This window comes from Mesorhizobium sp. M4B.F.Ca.ET.089.01.1.1 (genome assembly GCF_004022605.1).
Classification (GTDB): domain Bacteria; phylum Pseudomonadota; class Alphaproteobacteria; order Rhizobiales; family Rhizobiaceae; genus Mesorhizobium; species Mesorhizobium abyssinicae.
On the sequence record NZ_RZOS01000102.1, the window covers coordinates 1 to 15513 of the forward strand.

Annotated in this window: 11 protein-coding genes; 2 read left to right on the top strand and 9 right to left on the bottom strand. The window is 63.4% G+C overall.

What is annotated here, in order from left to right:
* From sctQ to EN780_RS12670, 8 genes are all read right to left on the bottom strand, one after another.
* A partial coding sequence (gene sctQ, locus EN780_RS12635; protein ID WP_189556521.1) for a type III secretion system cytoplasmic ring protein SctQ occupies window positions 1-862 on the bottom strand: 862 nt, incomplete at its 3' end.
* Window positions 863-1075: 213 nt separating this feature from the next.
* Window positions 1076-1564: a hypothetical protein gene (locus EN780_RS12640; protein WP_128274055.1), complete on the bottom strand. Its 489-nt coding sequence runs from the start codon at window positions 1562-1564 to the stop codon at window positions 1076-1078.
* Window positions 1551-2909 (bottom strand): FliI/YscN family ATPase, encoded by a 1359-nt coding sequence (locus tag EN780_RS12645; RefSeq protein ID WP_128274057.1) that lies wholly within the window; start codon window positions 2907-2909, stop codon window positions 1551-1553. The genes EN780_RS12640 and EN780_RS12645 overlap by 14 nt, the downstream gene beginning before the upstream one ends.
* Entirely contained in the window at window positions 2906-3523 is a 618-nt protein-coding gene (gene sctL / locus EN780_RS12650) for a type III secretion system stator protein SctL (protein ID WP_128274059.1), read from the bottom strand. Before sctL ends, EN780_RS12645 begins: the two co-directional genes overlap by 4 nt.
* Window positions 3520-4149, bottom strand: a complete 630-nt coding sequence (locus EN780_RS12655) for a SctK family type III secretion system sorting platform protein (RefSeq protein ID WP_128274061.1) — start codon at window positions 4147-4149, stop codon at window positions 3520-3522. Before EN780_RS12655 ends, sctL begins: the two co-directional genes overlap by 4 nt.
* Window positions 4146-4985 carry a type III secretion inner membrane ring lipoprotein SctJ gene (sctJ, locus tag EN780_RS12660; RefSeq protein ID WP_348631256.1) on the bottom strand — a complete coding sequence of 280 codons (840 nt, stop codon included), beginning with the start codon at window positions 4983-4985 and terminating at the stop codon, window positions 4146-4148. Before sctJ ends, EN780_RS12655 begins: the two co-directional genes overlap by 4 nt.
* Window positions 4986-4995: 10 nt before the next feature.
* Window positions 4996-5628, bottom strand: a complete 633-nt coding sequence (locus EN780_RS12665) for a hypothetical protein (RefSeq protein WP_128274063.1) — start codon at window positions 5626-5628, stop codon at window positions 4996-4998.
* Between the two features lie 17 nt (window positions 5629-5645).
* Entirely contained in the window at window positions 5646-6293 is a 648-nt protein-coding gene (locus EN780_RS12670) for a type III secretion protein (RefSeq protein ID WP_245499945.1), read from the bottom strand.
* Window positions 6294-6532: 239 nt separating this feature from the next.
* Here EN780_RS12670 and EN780_RS12675 point away from each other — a divergent pair, with 239 nt between their 5' ends.
* Together EN780_RS12675 and EN780_RS12680 are read left to right on the top strand one after the other, a co-directional pair.
* The gene (locus tag EN780_RS12675) at window positions 6533-6718 is read left to right on the top strand and encodes a hypothetical protein (protein WP_128274065.1); all 186 of its coding nucleotides are present in this window, start codon (window positions 6533-6535) and stop codon (window positions 6716-6718) included.
* A gap of 64 nt (window positions 6719-6782) precedes the next feature.
* A complete protein-coding gene (locus EN780_RS12680; RefSeq protein WP_128274067.1) occupies window positions 6783-7706 on the top strand; it encodes a LysR family transcriptional regulator in 924 nt (307 codons plus the stop codon).
* Window positions 7707-7723: 17 nt separating this feature from the next.
* Here EN780_RS12680 and EN780_RS38830 read toward each other — a convergent pair whose 3' ends face one another.
* On the bottom strand, window positions 7724-15448 hold the full coding sequence (locus EN780_RS38830) for an SH3 domain-containing protein (protein ID WP_210215038.1): 7725 nt from the start codon (window positions 15446-15448) through the stop codon (window positions 7724-7726).
* Between the last annotated feature and the right edge of the window lie 65 nt (window positions 15449-15513).

Consider the following 15513-nt stretch of genomic DNA (forward strand, 5'->3'; position numbering starts at 1 on the left):
CGCCACGACCGATACGCTTGCCGTTGGCGATGATGTCGACACTCGCCTCCGTGACATCGGCGAGGGCAACGACAGAGCCGGGCGCAAGCTGCCTTACCTCGCCGAGCGGCATGGCCGTGCGGCCGATCTCGAAGGCAAGCGCGACCGGCAGCTCATCCAAGGTCGACTCTTCCAAGGTCCGGCCGGCTGGCGGCGGCGTGTTCTCGTTCATGGTCCACTCCCAATTCGATCCGGCGATTGCGGTCGGCGCGGCAAGCAATTGCGGCCCATCGGCAGTCAGGGCCACCGGCGCATAGAGGCGCTCGGCAATCACCAGCGCCGCCATGCGTTCCTCCTCTGCATCCCTGAAAAGCACCACATCGTCAGGCTGCAGGCTCCGCAACTCGCCAAGGGTGATCGCAAGCGGGCCCCGCCGAAGGTGGACCGGCAGCGGAAATCCAGCCGGGATCGGCGGCCTCGCCTTGCCGAGCTCGTCGAGAAGGCGGCCGATCCGCGCCGCCAGACCGCCGTCGTCAGCATGCAAGACGCAGTCGATCGCTTCATCCTTGCCGGTCAGGACAAAGGCGAATGGGATCTCGCCCGAAACGGCATCTCCCGGTGCGATCGAGGTAATCGCGATCCTCTCGCCCAGCCTGCCCTCGATCCAAGCGAGATCGTCCTCGAACGTGGCCTCCAGCAGCAGAGCGGCGTGAGCAGGCGCCAATCGTTGCACGTCGAGGAGTTCGTCCGCCCTGGCCAAGCCCCGTTCGACAACAGAAAGCGGCAGGCGCAAGTTGACGACGGCGTCCCCGACGGTGAGCGCAATGGTACAAAGCTGCTCGTTGGCAAGGTTCGGTGCCGGCCAGACCGCCGCGATCGCCATGGCTTTCCCCGCAATCGTGATCTCCGCGGGAGCGCGGCGGCGGTAGAAGGCGTTCAATGCACCGACGTCAACCGGCGCAACGGATTCCAACGTCAGCAGCTCGCCGACGCTCGACCGTGCGGCCGCGCGCTTCGCCGGTTTTGACCGCGTTTTCCTTTTTGCCGACGCGAAGGCTTGAGGCATCAGATCCATATTCACGATCACGGATTGGGGCTATCGTTCTGTGGGCAAGCGCGATGGACCGCGCTCCTCCTCCTCGGAAAGCTCGGCAAGCGCCAGGCGACGACGTGCGGTGCGCCTGGTCAGGTGCTCCAGCAGCCCGTCCAGCTTCGTCAGGGCCCTCATGCTCGCGCGATGATCCTTGCGGGCTACCGACAGCTCCACTTTGCGTCGCTGCTCGGCTACGCCGGCCATCTTCTCGTTCTCTCGCAATTGCCCGGTTTTGCTGGCGGCGACTTCGAACCGACCCTGAAGCCGATACAGGCTGGCAGCCTTCACCGGCTGTCCGACAAGCGCACCGAACGCTGCATCTTCGGCGTCGACCGTGCGCTGAAGGTGTTCGGTGACGGCGGCCGCCGCTTCCTCGACCTCCCTCGCAGCCCGCTGCGCGGCGGCTTGCCTTCTGATCACCTCTTCCGTTGCGCGCTCTTCGCGGCGGCGTCTGAGGTCGCGCAGCCGGGCGATCGTGTCAGGCGCCTTCATTGACGATCTCCCGCATGCGCTGGCGTGTCTTCTCGATGCCCTCGTGCGTGGCGGACGGTTGTCGCAGGAAGGCATTGATGGCGTCGATCTTCGCCACCGCCTCGTCCGCCACGGCATCGCTGCCCTTTTGGTACTCCCCGACGCGCAGGAGAAGCTCGATGTCGGCGTAGCGGGCAAGCAGCTCTCGAAGGCGGCCAGCGTCAGCCCGGTGCGCCGGCGGCACGACGGCATCCATCAGCCGGCTTCGACTGCGCAGGACGTCGATGGCCGGGAAATGGTTGCGCTGCGCCAGCTCGTTCGACAGGAAGACATGGCCATCGAGAAGCGCCTGGATCTCCTCGGCGACCGGATCCAGCGTGCCGTCGCCTTCCAGGAGAACGCTGTAGAGGCTGGTGATGGACCCGACCCGGCCGGGCCCCGAGCGCTCGAGCAGACGCGGCAGCACCGCGAACAGCGAAGACGGAAAACCGCGACGCGTCGGCGGCTCGCCCGAGGCCAGGCCGATCTCGCGCTGCGCTCGGGCAAATCTCGTAATGTTGTCCATCGCAAGCAGCACATGCTTGCCCTGGTCGCGAAAATATTCCGCAATGCTGGTCGCCACATAAGCGGCCTTGACGCGCTCGATGGCAGGCCGGTCGGATGTCGCGACGACGACGATCGCCCGCCCCCGCCCTTCCGCTCCAAGCTGGTGCTCAACGAATTCGCGCACCTCGCGCCCGCGTTCGCCGACAAGGGCGACCACGGCGACATCGGCGTCGGTACCGCTGACGATATCTGAAAGCAGGATCGACTTTCCGACGCCAGGTTCGCCGAAGATACCGACGCGTTGCCCGCGCGCGCAGGTGAGCAGCCCATCGAGGGCGCGGATGCCGAGCTGGATCGGCTCGGAAATCAAACTGCGCTCAAGCGGAGATGGCGGATAGGCATTGACCGGATAGCTGCCGGCAATGCCATCCGGCGCAAGCGGCTTGCCGTCCAATGGCTCACCGAGCGCGCTGATCACTCGACCAAGAAGGCCGGGACCGACGGGCACCTGCTGGTCCTTTCCGGTCGCAACGACCTCGGTCAGGCTCGAAAGGCCGGTCAGATCGCCAAGCGGAACGAGGATCGCCATCTCGTCCAGGAGGCCGACCACTTCCGCCCTGGTCGTCCTGCCTGTCCTGGGGTCGATCAGTTCGCATATCTCGCCGATCCGGGCTTCCTCCACGGTCGCATGAATGACGGTGCCGGTGACCCTCCGCACGCGCCCTCGCCTCGGCCGGCTGGCATCGTCGCGCAGGCCGGAGCGCAGGCCGGGGATGATGGACGCCAGGCGATTTTCGATTTCGGTAGCGGGCGTCGTCATGCAACCTCCGCCTTCGACGCGATGGCGGCAGCTATGCCCTTGAGCTGCGCGTCGATGCTGGCATCGACGACGGCAAAGTCGGTCGAAACGATGCAGGCGCCGGCCGCCAGCGCATCATCCGTGTCGATCTCGACGGCAATGCCCAGATCGCTCTCGCGCAGGACCGCGTTCAGCTCGTCCCGGACCCTGTCGACGGAAGCGGGATGAACCCGGACCTTCAGATATTTGGCACGGCGAATTTCGGAAACCGCCTGTCGCGCGGCCCTGGCGACAAGCGTGCCGACGTCGAACTCGCCCAGCATTCGCCTGACGATTTCGACGGCCAGACCGATGACTTCGGCCTCCAGCCCGCCAAGATAGCGGTCCACCTTGACCGCTGTTTCGCCGATCAGCCGCGTGGCGTCCGCATCGCCCTGCGCCTTGCCGTCCTCATAGCCCTGCGCATATTCGGCCGCGTAAGCTCGCCGGGCGGCTTCGCGCAACTGCTGGGCATCGTGCCTCGCCTCGTCGAGAAAGGCGTGCCCATCCTGCCAGGCGCGCACTTCCGCGGCGCGCAGGATGCGCGCAGAAGGGCGTCTCGGCATGGCGTCGATCGCTTTGCCCGGTTCGATCATCTCGTCTCGCTCATCGCTCGTCGAACAATCGCCGGACCGGCAGCGGCAAATGCTTCGGCCGCCGCTGCGTCGACAGACCCGTGCGGCATCAGCTTGAGGCGAACCCGCATGCTCGTCTCGCCGGGCATCGCCTGACACCACGCGCCAAGGCAGCTCAGCCCATCGGCATAGACGCGATCGTGAATATCTTCCAAGGGCTGCAAGGACTGGGTCGGACCGGCGAGATCGCGGTTGGCGACCGACAAGGCGCAGAGATCGGCGCCAAGGGCCGCCTGCAATCCGGCGGCTTCGCGTCCATCGATGACAGCGGCCAGACTGCCGGCCCAGTAGATCGCGCCCGAGCGGAGCGCAAGCTCCTCCAACTCCTCATCCGATGACAAGGCGATCGCCCGATCCACCGCGTCGGCCGGCTCATCGGCCGCGGAATGGAGCCGGTAGCGCTCGAGCAGCAATTTGGACAGTCGTTCCTGCAGGCGCTGCGATCGCAGCATGCGCTCGCAGGCGGCCTCGCTGATCGTGCCGTCAAAGCATTCCGCAAGCCGGGCCGCATCCGCATAGGATGCGGGATTGGCCATGAATGCCTGCCATTCCGGGCTGGCGGTTTGCTGCGAGCCGGTCCCGGTCATGTCTTCTTCACCGGCAGAGCGGATGCGTCGAGCGCATAGACACCCGGCCGTCGATACCACTGGAGGTAGGCCAGCCGGGCAGCCAGCGCCAGTATGGCCGCAGCCATGCCGTAGAACAGCCACATCGCGGCGGCGACGCTGTCCGGATGCAGCCAGAGGCCAAGGAATGTCGTGAAGCCTGCTTCGGCGGTTTCGTGCTCGGGGGCCGTCGCGGCCACCGGGATGAGCGTGACCGAGACATTGTCATAGGTCAGTCCGGCGATACCCTTGGCCACCAGCATCTTGACCTGCGGGATCAGCTCATTCATCGGGACCGACGCGCGATGGCGGATGAAGACGGAGGCGGAGGACGGCACCAGCTGCTGTCTCAGCGGATCGTTCTCCGGCAGGACGAGATGGACGCGTGCGGAAAGCACGCCGTCGATGCCCGAGATCGTCTGCGAAAGCTCCTGGCTCAGGCCGTAGATCATCGTCGCCCGCTCTTCCACCGGCGAGGACACCAGTCCGTCTCTCTTGAACACCTCGCCGAGCGTCTGGAATTCCTGCTTGGGCAATCCGCTTTCGTCGAGGATTGCCATGGCTTCGGCGAAACGGCCCTTCTGCACAGACACCGTCATCTTGCCGTCCTTGCCGGCCTCGCGCTGGGCCGGGATCCCGCGACGCATCAGCGTGGCCACGATCTCATTGGCCTGCTGCTGGTTGAGGTTGGAATAGAGCTCCACCGAGCACGCCTGGAGCACAAGCATGCCGATGACAACCAGCGCGACCCGGCACCGGGCGCCGCACCGATTCAAAAGCGTTGATCGCCGCGGCAAGGATAGCGTGGGCACGAACACTCCGTAGCGCTTACTGTTGCTTGATCAGCGTGCTGGTGGACGAGGTGACGGCGGTCACGCTGCTCGTCACCACCTCGAGATTGGCGGCTGCCCACATCACCGAAATCGATCGCTCGAGAAGTTGCTCGGCGTTCTTTGCCGGCGCGCTTTCGCCTTCCTTGCCCGACGTCGCCGCCTTGCCGGCGGCCTCCTGCAGCGAGGCTGCTTCAGCGTTCACGGGGGTGTTCGCCTGGCCGAGGGCTTTCTGGACCTGCTGCATGGTTCCTTCAAGCGACCGAACGGCGGAACCGAACAGTGCCGACGGATCGGTGAGCGCCCCACCCCCTGCCTTCTCCGCCTCGGCCAGATAATCGAAGAGTTGGCGCTCCACGATCGGCTCGGTCCGTTCCGCTTTGGCGGATTGTCCGGCCATTGCCGGATTGGCGCCGGACGATGCCTGCGCCACCTGCCGACCTGCCGGCGTGGCGACATCGCCTCGGTCGGGCGTGCTGGCCTTTGCAACATCGTGCTTTTCCTGCTTGGCGCCCACCATCCGGTTGCCCGGCTGCGCTGCCGCGCCGGCGGTGATCTGCTGTTGCGAACTTATGCTGGTGGTCAAATTTGCCAGCGTTGCTTCCAGGGCTCCAATCGGCGCGATCTGCATGAACCTGGCCTCCTGTTTCAGTTCGGTTTGACGGGCACATTCTGTGTCTCCGCCAGCTTGCCGCCGCGGAAAACGCGGATCGAAACGACCTTGCCGGGCTCCCGCTTCGGGCTCGATGCGGCAGGAACTCCGAGCGTCTTCCTCACGAGTTCGACGTAGGACGGCGGCCCCGACACCGAGACGACATCGTCTTGACTGGAAACCTTGATCGGAAACCTCGGATCGATGACGCCCAGCCGCTGCAGCCGATCTTCCGCACTGGCAGCCCCGTTGGCATCGAGCGGGATCATCTCGGTCTGGACTTCAGCCTCGGTCGCGACGTTCATGACGATGCCGTCGAAATGCCAGACCAGGCCGTACCGATTGCAGATCTCTTCCAGGAATTCGCGGGCGGTTCCAACCGGCATGCCGGCGCTCAGGCGCCCCTTCACAAGCTTGCTGACACGCATCGGCACGCGCATGTTGCGGCCAAGCTCGATCAGCGCGTCCGTCACCGACTGATCGACCGTGATGTATTTGTACGGGCCGGCGGGCCAGCGTGGCTCGGCGGCGCTCGCCCGAGACGAAGCGAGGCCAAGCGCCAGGATCATCGCGAGGCCGCCGGCCGCGAAAACAGCCTTGGCTCCCGACAACCAGCGTGCATGGCAGGTACCGCGTCCCGTCAACGTTGGTCCTATCACAGGACGACGCGGAGCGATGACCCGCCTCGCCTGTCTCATGGTTTAACCCGCCAACTCGCTTTTATCGTGCGCACTGCAAAATTGGAAGTCCAATTGGATTGCTCATGTGCATTTGGTTCCAAATGTTGCGAACGGCGAGCAAAGCGATATGGTGCGCGCTGGAATCAGGCGTCACCGCTTCGTGATCGCCGGATTCTATGCCTGGATGGGAAGGATCGGCCTCGGTGGCGGCAAGCAAGAACCTGGTCGCGCATCTGGATGCTCCCGCCGGAAGTCCGGGGCGCTGGACGTCGATCGGGCTGAGCCTCGCCCAGAGCTTGGGCGAATCAGTTCTGATTGCTGCCACGTTGACTGTCGCCATGGCGCCTGCGCAGGCTCGATCGAACAGTGGCTATCCGCATGACCAATGAAGACGTCATCGACCTATATGACCGAGTGAAGATCGGCGCCCAGATTATTGTCCGGCATTGAATCGTGATCCCTTTCAACATCAAGCAGCTCGAAACATTTCTGCTGGTGGCGACTTTCGGAAGCTTTCGAAAGGCGGCCGAACGACTGAACACAACGCAGCCGGCGGTATCCACCCGAATTGCCGGCCTGGAAGAAGCGCTGGGTGCCAAGCTGTTCGAGCGGCAAAGCAGCACTGTCAGGCTCACCGCCGAGGGACAGCGGCTGCTGCCGCCCGCACAACGCGTCTTGCGGGTGGCGGAACGGCTGCAACTGACGGCCAACTCCCTTTCAGAAACGGCGGGAGTGCTCAGGCTCGGCGTTGCCGAAACCATCGTGCACACCTGGCTGCCGGATTTCCTGAAGGAGTTGCAGGCAAACTATCCGCTGATCGACACCGATATCGTCGTTGACGCGACGACCACCCTTCGCAACGAACTCATGTCGCATAGGCTCGATCTTGCGGTGCTGATGGGCCCGGTTCTGGAGTACAGCATCGAGAATATCGGACTGCCGTCCTTTCCGCTCGTCTGGGTGTGCTCGCCGCAGCTGAAATTGCCGAACCGGCGTAAGCTGACGCTGAACGATCTGATGCAATTTCCCATCATCAGCTACGCGCGCACCACAACGCCCTACAGCGAGCTTTACCGCAAGCTGACCGGCGAGTTGGAAGAGACGCCGCGCATCTTTCCGGCCAATTCGCTGGCCGCGTCCATCAAGATGACGCTCAACGGTATCGGCATAGCCTCTCTCCCCGAGGAAGTGGTCCGGGACTATGCCGCAGGCGGCCAACTGCGCATCATCGATTGCGAATGGCACCCGTCCGACCTGCGGTTTACCGCCTCTTACTCTTCCGAGCCCTCCAATCCGATAGCGGAGCGGGCGGCGAAGCTGGCCGCCTGTGTCGCACACGCCTATGCCGCAAGGATCGGCAAGGCTCCTGCTGACTAGACTGAGCCGGCCGCTCCTCAGCCGACCGATGTGACCGGCAGATAGATGCGGTCGCCCGAGAAAATCTGATCCGGGCTCAGGATGTGATCCATGTTGAGCACCACCGTCTCCGCTACATCCGCAGAATGCGTCCTGGCGATCAGGCGAATGCTGTCGCCGCTCTTGACCTCGACCCACTGATAGCCGCCCTTCTCCAGCGTCGGGTTCGTGCGGCCTTCGGCATTGCTGCTGCCCTCTGGATGGACCTCGACATGGTCGCTGGAAACCCAGCCGCTATGCATTTTGCCGTCCGGTCCGAAACCTTCGACAGGTATCCAGGCTTCTCCTGACGGGTCGCTCGAAGGCTTCGCGGTCTGTTCGACGAACGTGCCGGGCTGCAGGACCGTGGCCACGCTCGAATCCCCGTCGGGCTCTGTCCGCAAATTCAGGCCGTCATCCGCCGACACCACGAGTTGCGGGAAGTCCTCGGGCGGGGTTTGCGGCGGAACATCCGACGGATCATCGGGTTGCTGGGACGAGGCATCGCCGTCCGGTTTTTTCGGATCGGGTGGAGAGGTCGGGGCGCCTTCCCAAGGCTTCGTCAGCAGCGAGTCCAACGAGAAGAGAAGCATGCCGACGCCGAAGGTTATGCCCAGGGTCCACCGATCCCACGCACCCCATCTTTTGTCGGACTTTTCCGCCGCCGCCCTATCGGCATCGGTTCGCGGCACCGAACGGCGATTCATCCGGTCCGTCCTTATCGCCGATGCCCAGAATTCGGCGCAACCGAACGTGAACAGGGTGCCGGCGACCGTGGCGATCGGCGCCGGCCAGGAATGCAGCGTATAGACGGCGCAGCCAAGCACATAACCGGGTCCAGCCAGATGTTCGGCCACATTTCGGATCACCGGTCTGCCGGTGAACGACTGCAGCATCGACTTCGTGCCATAGACGACGTTGCCGAGCGAAAACGTGCTGTTGACGACAAGGTCCTTACCCTGGATCATCCCGGTTGCGGCACCTGGCGCCGCTGCAATGAATGTGGCCCCGCCGAGCGCGTTGAGGAATCGCCCGAACGGCTTGTGATTTGCGGTTGCGTTGGGGAAGATCGCCTGCGAGCCGAAAACGAAGCCTCGCACGCCAAATGCCACGGCTGCGGCAGTCGCGCTCCAGGTTGGCGGCAACGAACTCCATAACGCGTAGGAGGTGGTCGACATGCCGCCAAAGGTGGCGAGCGCCTGAGCGTTTTCGCGCATCCTCGCATGGCTGAGGGCCAGATCGACACTGGCAGCCTGATCCGGCGCCATCGCCTTGCTGTGGGTGGCACGATAGGTCGTCAGTTGCAGCACGGAGAGGCCGTTCGTCTGATCTCCGCCCATCCACCCGAACTGCTCAGGCGTGAACTTGCGGAACTGGCCGGGGCTCATTTCCTCGAACTGTTTTGGTGTCACCGCTTCGATCTGCGGCTGGGTCAGGGCTTCGATGTGGTGGATCGTGAAAGCACCCCATTGATCGCGGGTCAGCACCGGAATCTGCTTCTCGGTAAGCCACGGCACCTGCTTGGGATCGAGCTTCGCAGTGTCAATGGAATCGATCATGTTTTCGGGGATCGCCGGAACCTGGCGCTCGGTGAGGTTGTTCAGCAATCCGGCCGTGGCCAGGTCCTTGAACTGCTCTGACGTGAACTTCGCGACCTGGCCGGGCTTGAACCACGGAACCTGGCGCGCTTCCAATGTCGACGCGTCAACGAACTCGACCATGTCTCCTTTGATCGCCCGCATCTGTGGTTTCGTCAGGTGAGGCGTCAAACCGGCTTTGCAGAGGTCCCGGAACTGCTGGTCGGTCATATTCCGGACGTGACCCTCGGTCAGCCAGGGAACCTGCTTCGCCTCGAGGCCCGCGATGTTGACATAGCCTATCTTTGCCTTCGGGATACCGCGCAGCTGGCCCTTGGTCAGAGACGGCAGCAAGCCGGCCCGATCCATGTCGCGGAACTGCTGTTTTGTCAGCTCGGCCACCTGCTCTCGCTTGAGCCATGGAACCTGGTTCGGCTGGAAATCGCCCATGACGAGATCCGGCACCTGGTCAAGCGGGGTCGCTCTGACGCCATTCCGGGTGAGCGCGTGGCCACCGGAGGCACCGCGTATCCAGGGCAGCACGACGGCTTCACCCGTGTCGGGGTCGTAGACCAGTATGTGCGTCTTGTCCTGCACCTCCGGAGCATCGGCCGGGGCGCGGGGCCCGTCGGAAGGCGGCACATAAACCTGTTCCGGGCTCCTCGGCTCCGTGCCCAGCATTGCCGCGACGATCACCTCGCCATTCCTGTCCTGGAGATGGATGGTGCGGCCCGCGGCGACCTGGCTCGACGCCGGTTGAGATTGCGGAGTTGCCGTAGCGGGCTTGCTGTGTCCGAAGATGTTGCCGACAATTCCCGCATCGTCGAGCGCCCGCTGCAATTCCGCGGAAGGCGGCGCATCGAGGAAAACCCAGCGCGGCTGATAGGCGGGGTTCTCGTTGCGCAGCGCCACATCCTTGTTGATCTGCTCCTGCAGTTTTGGCGTCAGCGGCACTTCGCGCATCTGGGCGACACCGTTGATGGTCGTCCAGCGATGGTAGGTCTTTACCTCGATGGCCTCGATCACGTCAGGGCTCTTGAAGACAGGCGAATCCACGTAGCGCCCGCCCTCGCCGAAGACCGGATGCGGGCCGTCCGGATTGGCCGCGACCGGGAAATGCGCCTCCCCAAGCGATCCGTTGAGTTCGCGTGTGTAGGTCTCGCCGGCCTTCCATTTTTCAGGCTGCCGCATGTTGCGCACCTGCTGCAGCGAAAAGGTGGTCGGCGGCGCCGCCTCGATTGCCTTCCTGGCCGGCATTGCCTGCGGCGGCACGGCTTCTCCCTCCGGCCGTCCCTGGCTGCCCGGCACGTGGTCCTGCGAGCCGCCGCGCACCCATGGCAGGACATATGCTTCGCCCGTCTCCGGGTCCCGATAAAGAATATGCGACTTGTCCATCAGCTCCGGTTCGTCGCCGCGCGCCTTTGGTCCGTCGGCCGGCGGCACATAAACCTGCTCCGGACTGTTCGGCCCGTTGCCCAGCATTGTGGCGGTAATCACATTGCCGCTCTCGTCCTGAAGCTGCAGGGTTCTTGGCGGGCGTTTACCGGCCGACGCAGCGTTGGCGGCGCCTGCGGCCGCGTCTTGCCCAGGCGCAGGGTTGCCTGCCGGCGGTGCTGGCCGTCGAAACCAAAGAGGCCTGTCTGAGGGCGAAGGAGCAACCCCCTGCTCACCATACCAGCGCGCAAGCGCCTGCTGCTGGTCGGATGGCGCCAGATAGATGAATTCCGGCGGCGGCATCTCAATTGGTTTTGCCTGTGTCTCGAGGAAGTTACGGATGGCGCTCATCGCGCCAGGTGGAATGAAGGCTTCATCCTTGAGTGACAGCAACGTGGATTGGCGGAACGCCTCGATATCGGCCTTCTGACCGGGTGTCGCGGTCGTTTCGAGTTCATCCAGCCATTTTCCGAAAGACGCCTTGCCGCCTCTCGGAAATGCCAGACCTCCGCCCCTGTCGGCACGCTGGTCGAGTTCATGCAGCCAGCGCGGAACCGCTATTTCCACAGGCAGGTTGTCGGCGAAGGTAAATTCACGTCCAACGAAGTCGCCCTTCGCGACGATCGGGGCGACCTCAGGCAAATTCGTTCGGTAGAAGAACCTGATTTCGCCCGTGAACGCCAATGGCAGCTGGAGGAACGGCACGGAGGGCACGCGCAACTTGAGCGCCGGGCTCCGCACCGCAAGCGTAACGTCAAGTGTCGAGGCGACAGCCTCACGCTTGCCGAAAAGGTTGACATAGATCGGACCGCCCGAGCGAACATAATGATTGTAGGGCGCAGGCAGCTTGCGCAGGAGAATGCGGTCCGGACTCGGCAGGAATTTGTGGAATGCCTCGTTGACGATGACCTCGAGCCGGCTTGCGCCGGCATCCCACACGCGTCGACTTTTTCCCGTGAGATCGACAATTGTCTCGCCCAGCGCCAAGCCGGGAACAGCAGATTGCCGCATCCCGCTTGCCGAGCCAGGAATGAACAAGATCGATTTCTGAGCATCGATTTCTCCCGACGCCACCAGTGTCCGGATCGTGCTCATGTCAGGATTGTCGGCAAGCGCCTGCGCCGTATGCTCGTCCTTCACGACGAACTGGGCCCTCAGTCGCAGGCGGTCAAGCACTCCCTTGTTCGCGTCGACGAAATCTGAATTGACGATCGTTCCCTTGGGCAATGTTGCGTCCATCGCCACTTCGTAGCGCTTCTCGACGCTTAGCAAGCTCGTCAGGTAATACTTGTCCTCCAAGTAAACTTTGCGATACGGAACGTCGCCGTGGAACTCCGAGAATTCCGTCTTGCCGTCCGCCGTTTGACGCAAGAAGTCGCTTTCACCGTCCTTCAAAATTGCCGACTTTGAGCGAAGGGCGAGGCTGAATGTGAGCTCCACGGCCCAACCCTTGTTCCCTGCCGGACCCTCAACGCTGGCAGAACGCGGCATGACCGTGAAGACGGAATCCGAGGCCTCGCCGAACAGCCTTTGACGTGCCGCGTCGAGAAGATCCTGACCTTTGAACTGGAAAGCCGTCTGGCGCTGAACCTTGAGGCCGAGCTGCGCGAGCGTGACGTTGCGATGCTCGTTCGGGCGAATGGAGATTCCCAGTTCCTTGCCGAGACTATAGCGTGCCGGTTCGAGCGACCGGTATTTGACGCTGTCGGCAAATGACTGCCAAAGGGCACGATAATCGGTGCGTGTCCCTAGGCCCACCATGTATGACCGCCAGGTCGGCGATCCCAACTGGAGGGCCTCAGGCATACCCGGGATCGAATGGACGGCCATGTTTACCGGATCGGAGTTGAACCGAACCCGCCCGAGCGCGGATATCCTGAAATCTCCCCAGTTCTTCTGTTTGGCCGGCTCGACGCCTGCCAGCGGGTTGGCGCCAGGCGCTGCGCTTTCGTCCGCCGTCCTCCGCGCTGTTTCTGGAATGCCATCCGGGCCATAGCGCTCTGCCAGCTCGTGGCTGGAATAGTAGCTTTTCTCCTGTTCGTAACGGGTGACCAGCTGTTCGGTGGTCAAGCCGTCGAGATAGGCCGAGGGTGTTTTGGGATCCTTGCCGCTTGTGTAGACATACCCGCCTGTGTCGCGTTCAGGCGTGCCAGTGAAGCTGCGCGTTTCCGGATCCCACACGAGATGCACCGGGACCTCTGTCACGGTCGGCTTGTTCGACACGATGATGGGATCGCCGTCAGTGGGGTTGGCTGGGCTTCGCACGGCCAAGCCATCTGGATCGCGGCCCGGCAGCATCGTCGGGTCACCGCTTCCAGCGCCTTCGAATGGCTCATGCAAGACGATCGGCCGCGACGGCTGACTGTTGCCTGAGGGATCAGTCTTGTCACCAGTCGATGGCGGCTGATTCTGGCCCTCTGACTTGCCGGCTGGCAGCGCGCGCTGACCAACTGGATTTCCGGCCCCCTCCCGAGCGCTGAAACCGGGCCCCGGCTGGCCGCTGGTTTCGCCGATCACCTCGCCCTGGATAACGATCTCATTCGGGTCCGGCATGACGTATTCGCCGGTGGGCCTGTAAACACCGTCCTGGCCCATCGCGTAGACCGCCCGCGGTCCCGGCCCCGAATCCGGTCCGCCCGGCGGTGGAAAGCCTGACGTGGGAGTCGCGTCGCCGCCCCGAGGACCGGACGCTCCAGGCATGTTGTACAGCAACGAGCGGCCGCCAAGGCCCGTGCCGACCGCGCCGGTGCCGATGCCCATGATGGCGTTCGCAAGTTCGGCAAATGACATTTCACCGCCGTGCCTGGCCAGATCCTCCGCCGACCTGGCAAGCACCGGAATACCGGTGACCACGCCCCCGGCATCGAGGCCCCAGGCTGTGTTGGTCAGCTTGCTGCCGCTTTGCAGATAGCTCGCTGCCTGTTCGGCATAAGAGGATTGCGTTACGTTTACGCGGAGTTTGCCAATGCCCCAGCTGGCGTCACTCATGCGCGCCATGCCGAATCCGCCCGCGAACGCCTCGGACGTGGACAGGCCGGCCCTTGCCAGGCCGAACGTGCGCAGGGCGCCGGCCCCTACGGGCAGGAACGCGGTCACGCCGGTGGCGACATTCCAGGCCGACTGACTGTCGAAGTCGCCGCCCTGAAGCAGATGCTCGCCTTCCTTGTAGAGCGTCTTGCCGCCAAGAGCCGCGCCGGAGGTGATCGCAATGGGAATGGCCCATTGACCGCCCGGAACGAACGAGACGATGGTGGCGGCGCCGGCGACGATGCCAAGACCGATGTCGGTGGCCTTGTCCCAGAAATCAACCTTGCGTGCGTCGGCGATCTCCACCTCGTCGAGCGAGAACCCATCGGCGCCGAGCTTCATGTCGCCGCCCTTGGCCAGGATCAGCTTGCCGTTCTGGCTGAAGATGCGGTTCTCATGCTGGAATTCGTCGAAGCTGCCGTAGTATTTGCCGGAGCTGTCGACGTAGCCGATTTCTTTTCCATCGTTCTTGATCGCGAACAGTGCCGTCGACGATTCCATCCCGCCATCCAGCGAGAAGATCGGCACGACCTTGACCTCCGCGTTTTCGCCGGCACGGTCGGTGATCTCTCCGGTAACCTTCGTGACCCCCTCGCTCGATTCGTCGAGGCCGAGAGTGCGGGCAACCGTGCCGCTGAGCTCGCCGGGCTTGTATTGCTTGTATTCGCCCGTGAACCCGTTGTCGTACAGCTGCTTCAGCCGGACCTGATAGCCGGCGAGCGCCTGATCCTTGTGCTCCTCGAAATACGTGTTTTTGAGCCGCGCCTCATGCTCTTCGTTGCCATAGGTCAGAAGCTTGGGGTTGCTTGCGTAGAAGCCGTACCAATCGCGCGCCGCCACCATCGCGGGGCGGACATCCTTGTTCCATGTCTCCAGTTGAGTCTTTTCGGTTTCTGCTAAACCCCTGTCGATTTCCGCGGCCGCCACTTCGGGGTGCACCCACAGCCACTGGCCATCCATCTCGATCCGGACCGACTTGCCGCTGGCGCCGATTGCGCCCGGCCCACTCTTTTCGTAGGCAGCGGCAACCTCCGGTGCGACCCAAAGCTCGCGGCCGTTCACCGTGACCTTTACCGGCTTCTCGCCCGGCTGCAGTGTGCCGGCAGGCGCTTCGACGGTGCCCCCGCCATGCTCGGTGATTGCTTTGTCGCGAGCCGTCGTCGCGTCGACGAGCTTGGCTTTCGCATCTTTGAGCTTCGCGTCGAACTGCTCGACCTGCACCCCGACGATCTTGGATTTGGCTGCCGCCAGCGCCGATTGCGAACCTGTCCCATTGGGCGTGCAGACCGGCGCCGAAGCCGAGCTTTGTGTCGATGCCAGCAGCTCCTGCCACTGTTTGTTGAGCGGATTGTTGCGGAAATCGTCCCGGATATTCTTGTCGCCGAGATCGTATGTCAGAGCATATTTTAGGACTGGCGTGTCGTTGCCGTCTTTGTCGCTGAAAACATCATTCTCATAGGTGTTTACGAGATAGAGCTGTCCATTCTCCTCGATCACTTGCTGCGATTTCAGTTTGCCGGTGAAGTCACCCTCGCCGTTCGTGTAGCCGTCCCAATCAAAATGGTGCGGATTTCTCTGCTTCGCCTGGGCGACCAATGCCTGCTTGATCGGTTCGACATCCACGGCAAGGTCGGCCGCATCTTTTTGCGCGACGCCAAATTCCTCATACGCCTCAGCCAGCGTCACCTGGCTGGCTGCCGGCCCCTGCAGGCCTTTCAGTCCCTCAAGCCTGCCATTGATTTCTGTATACT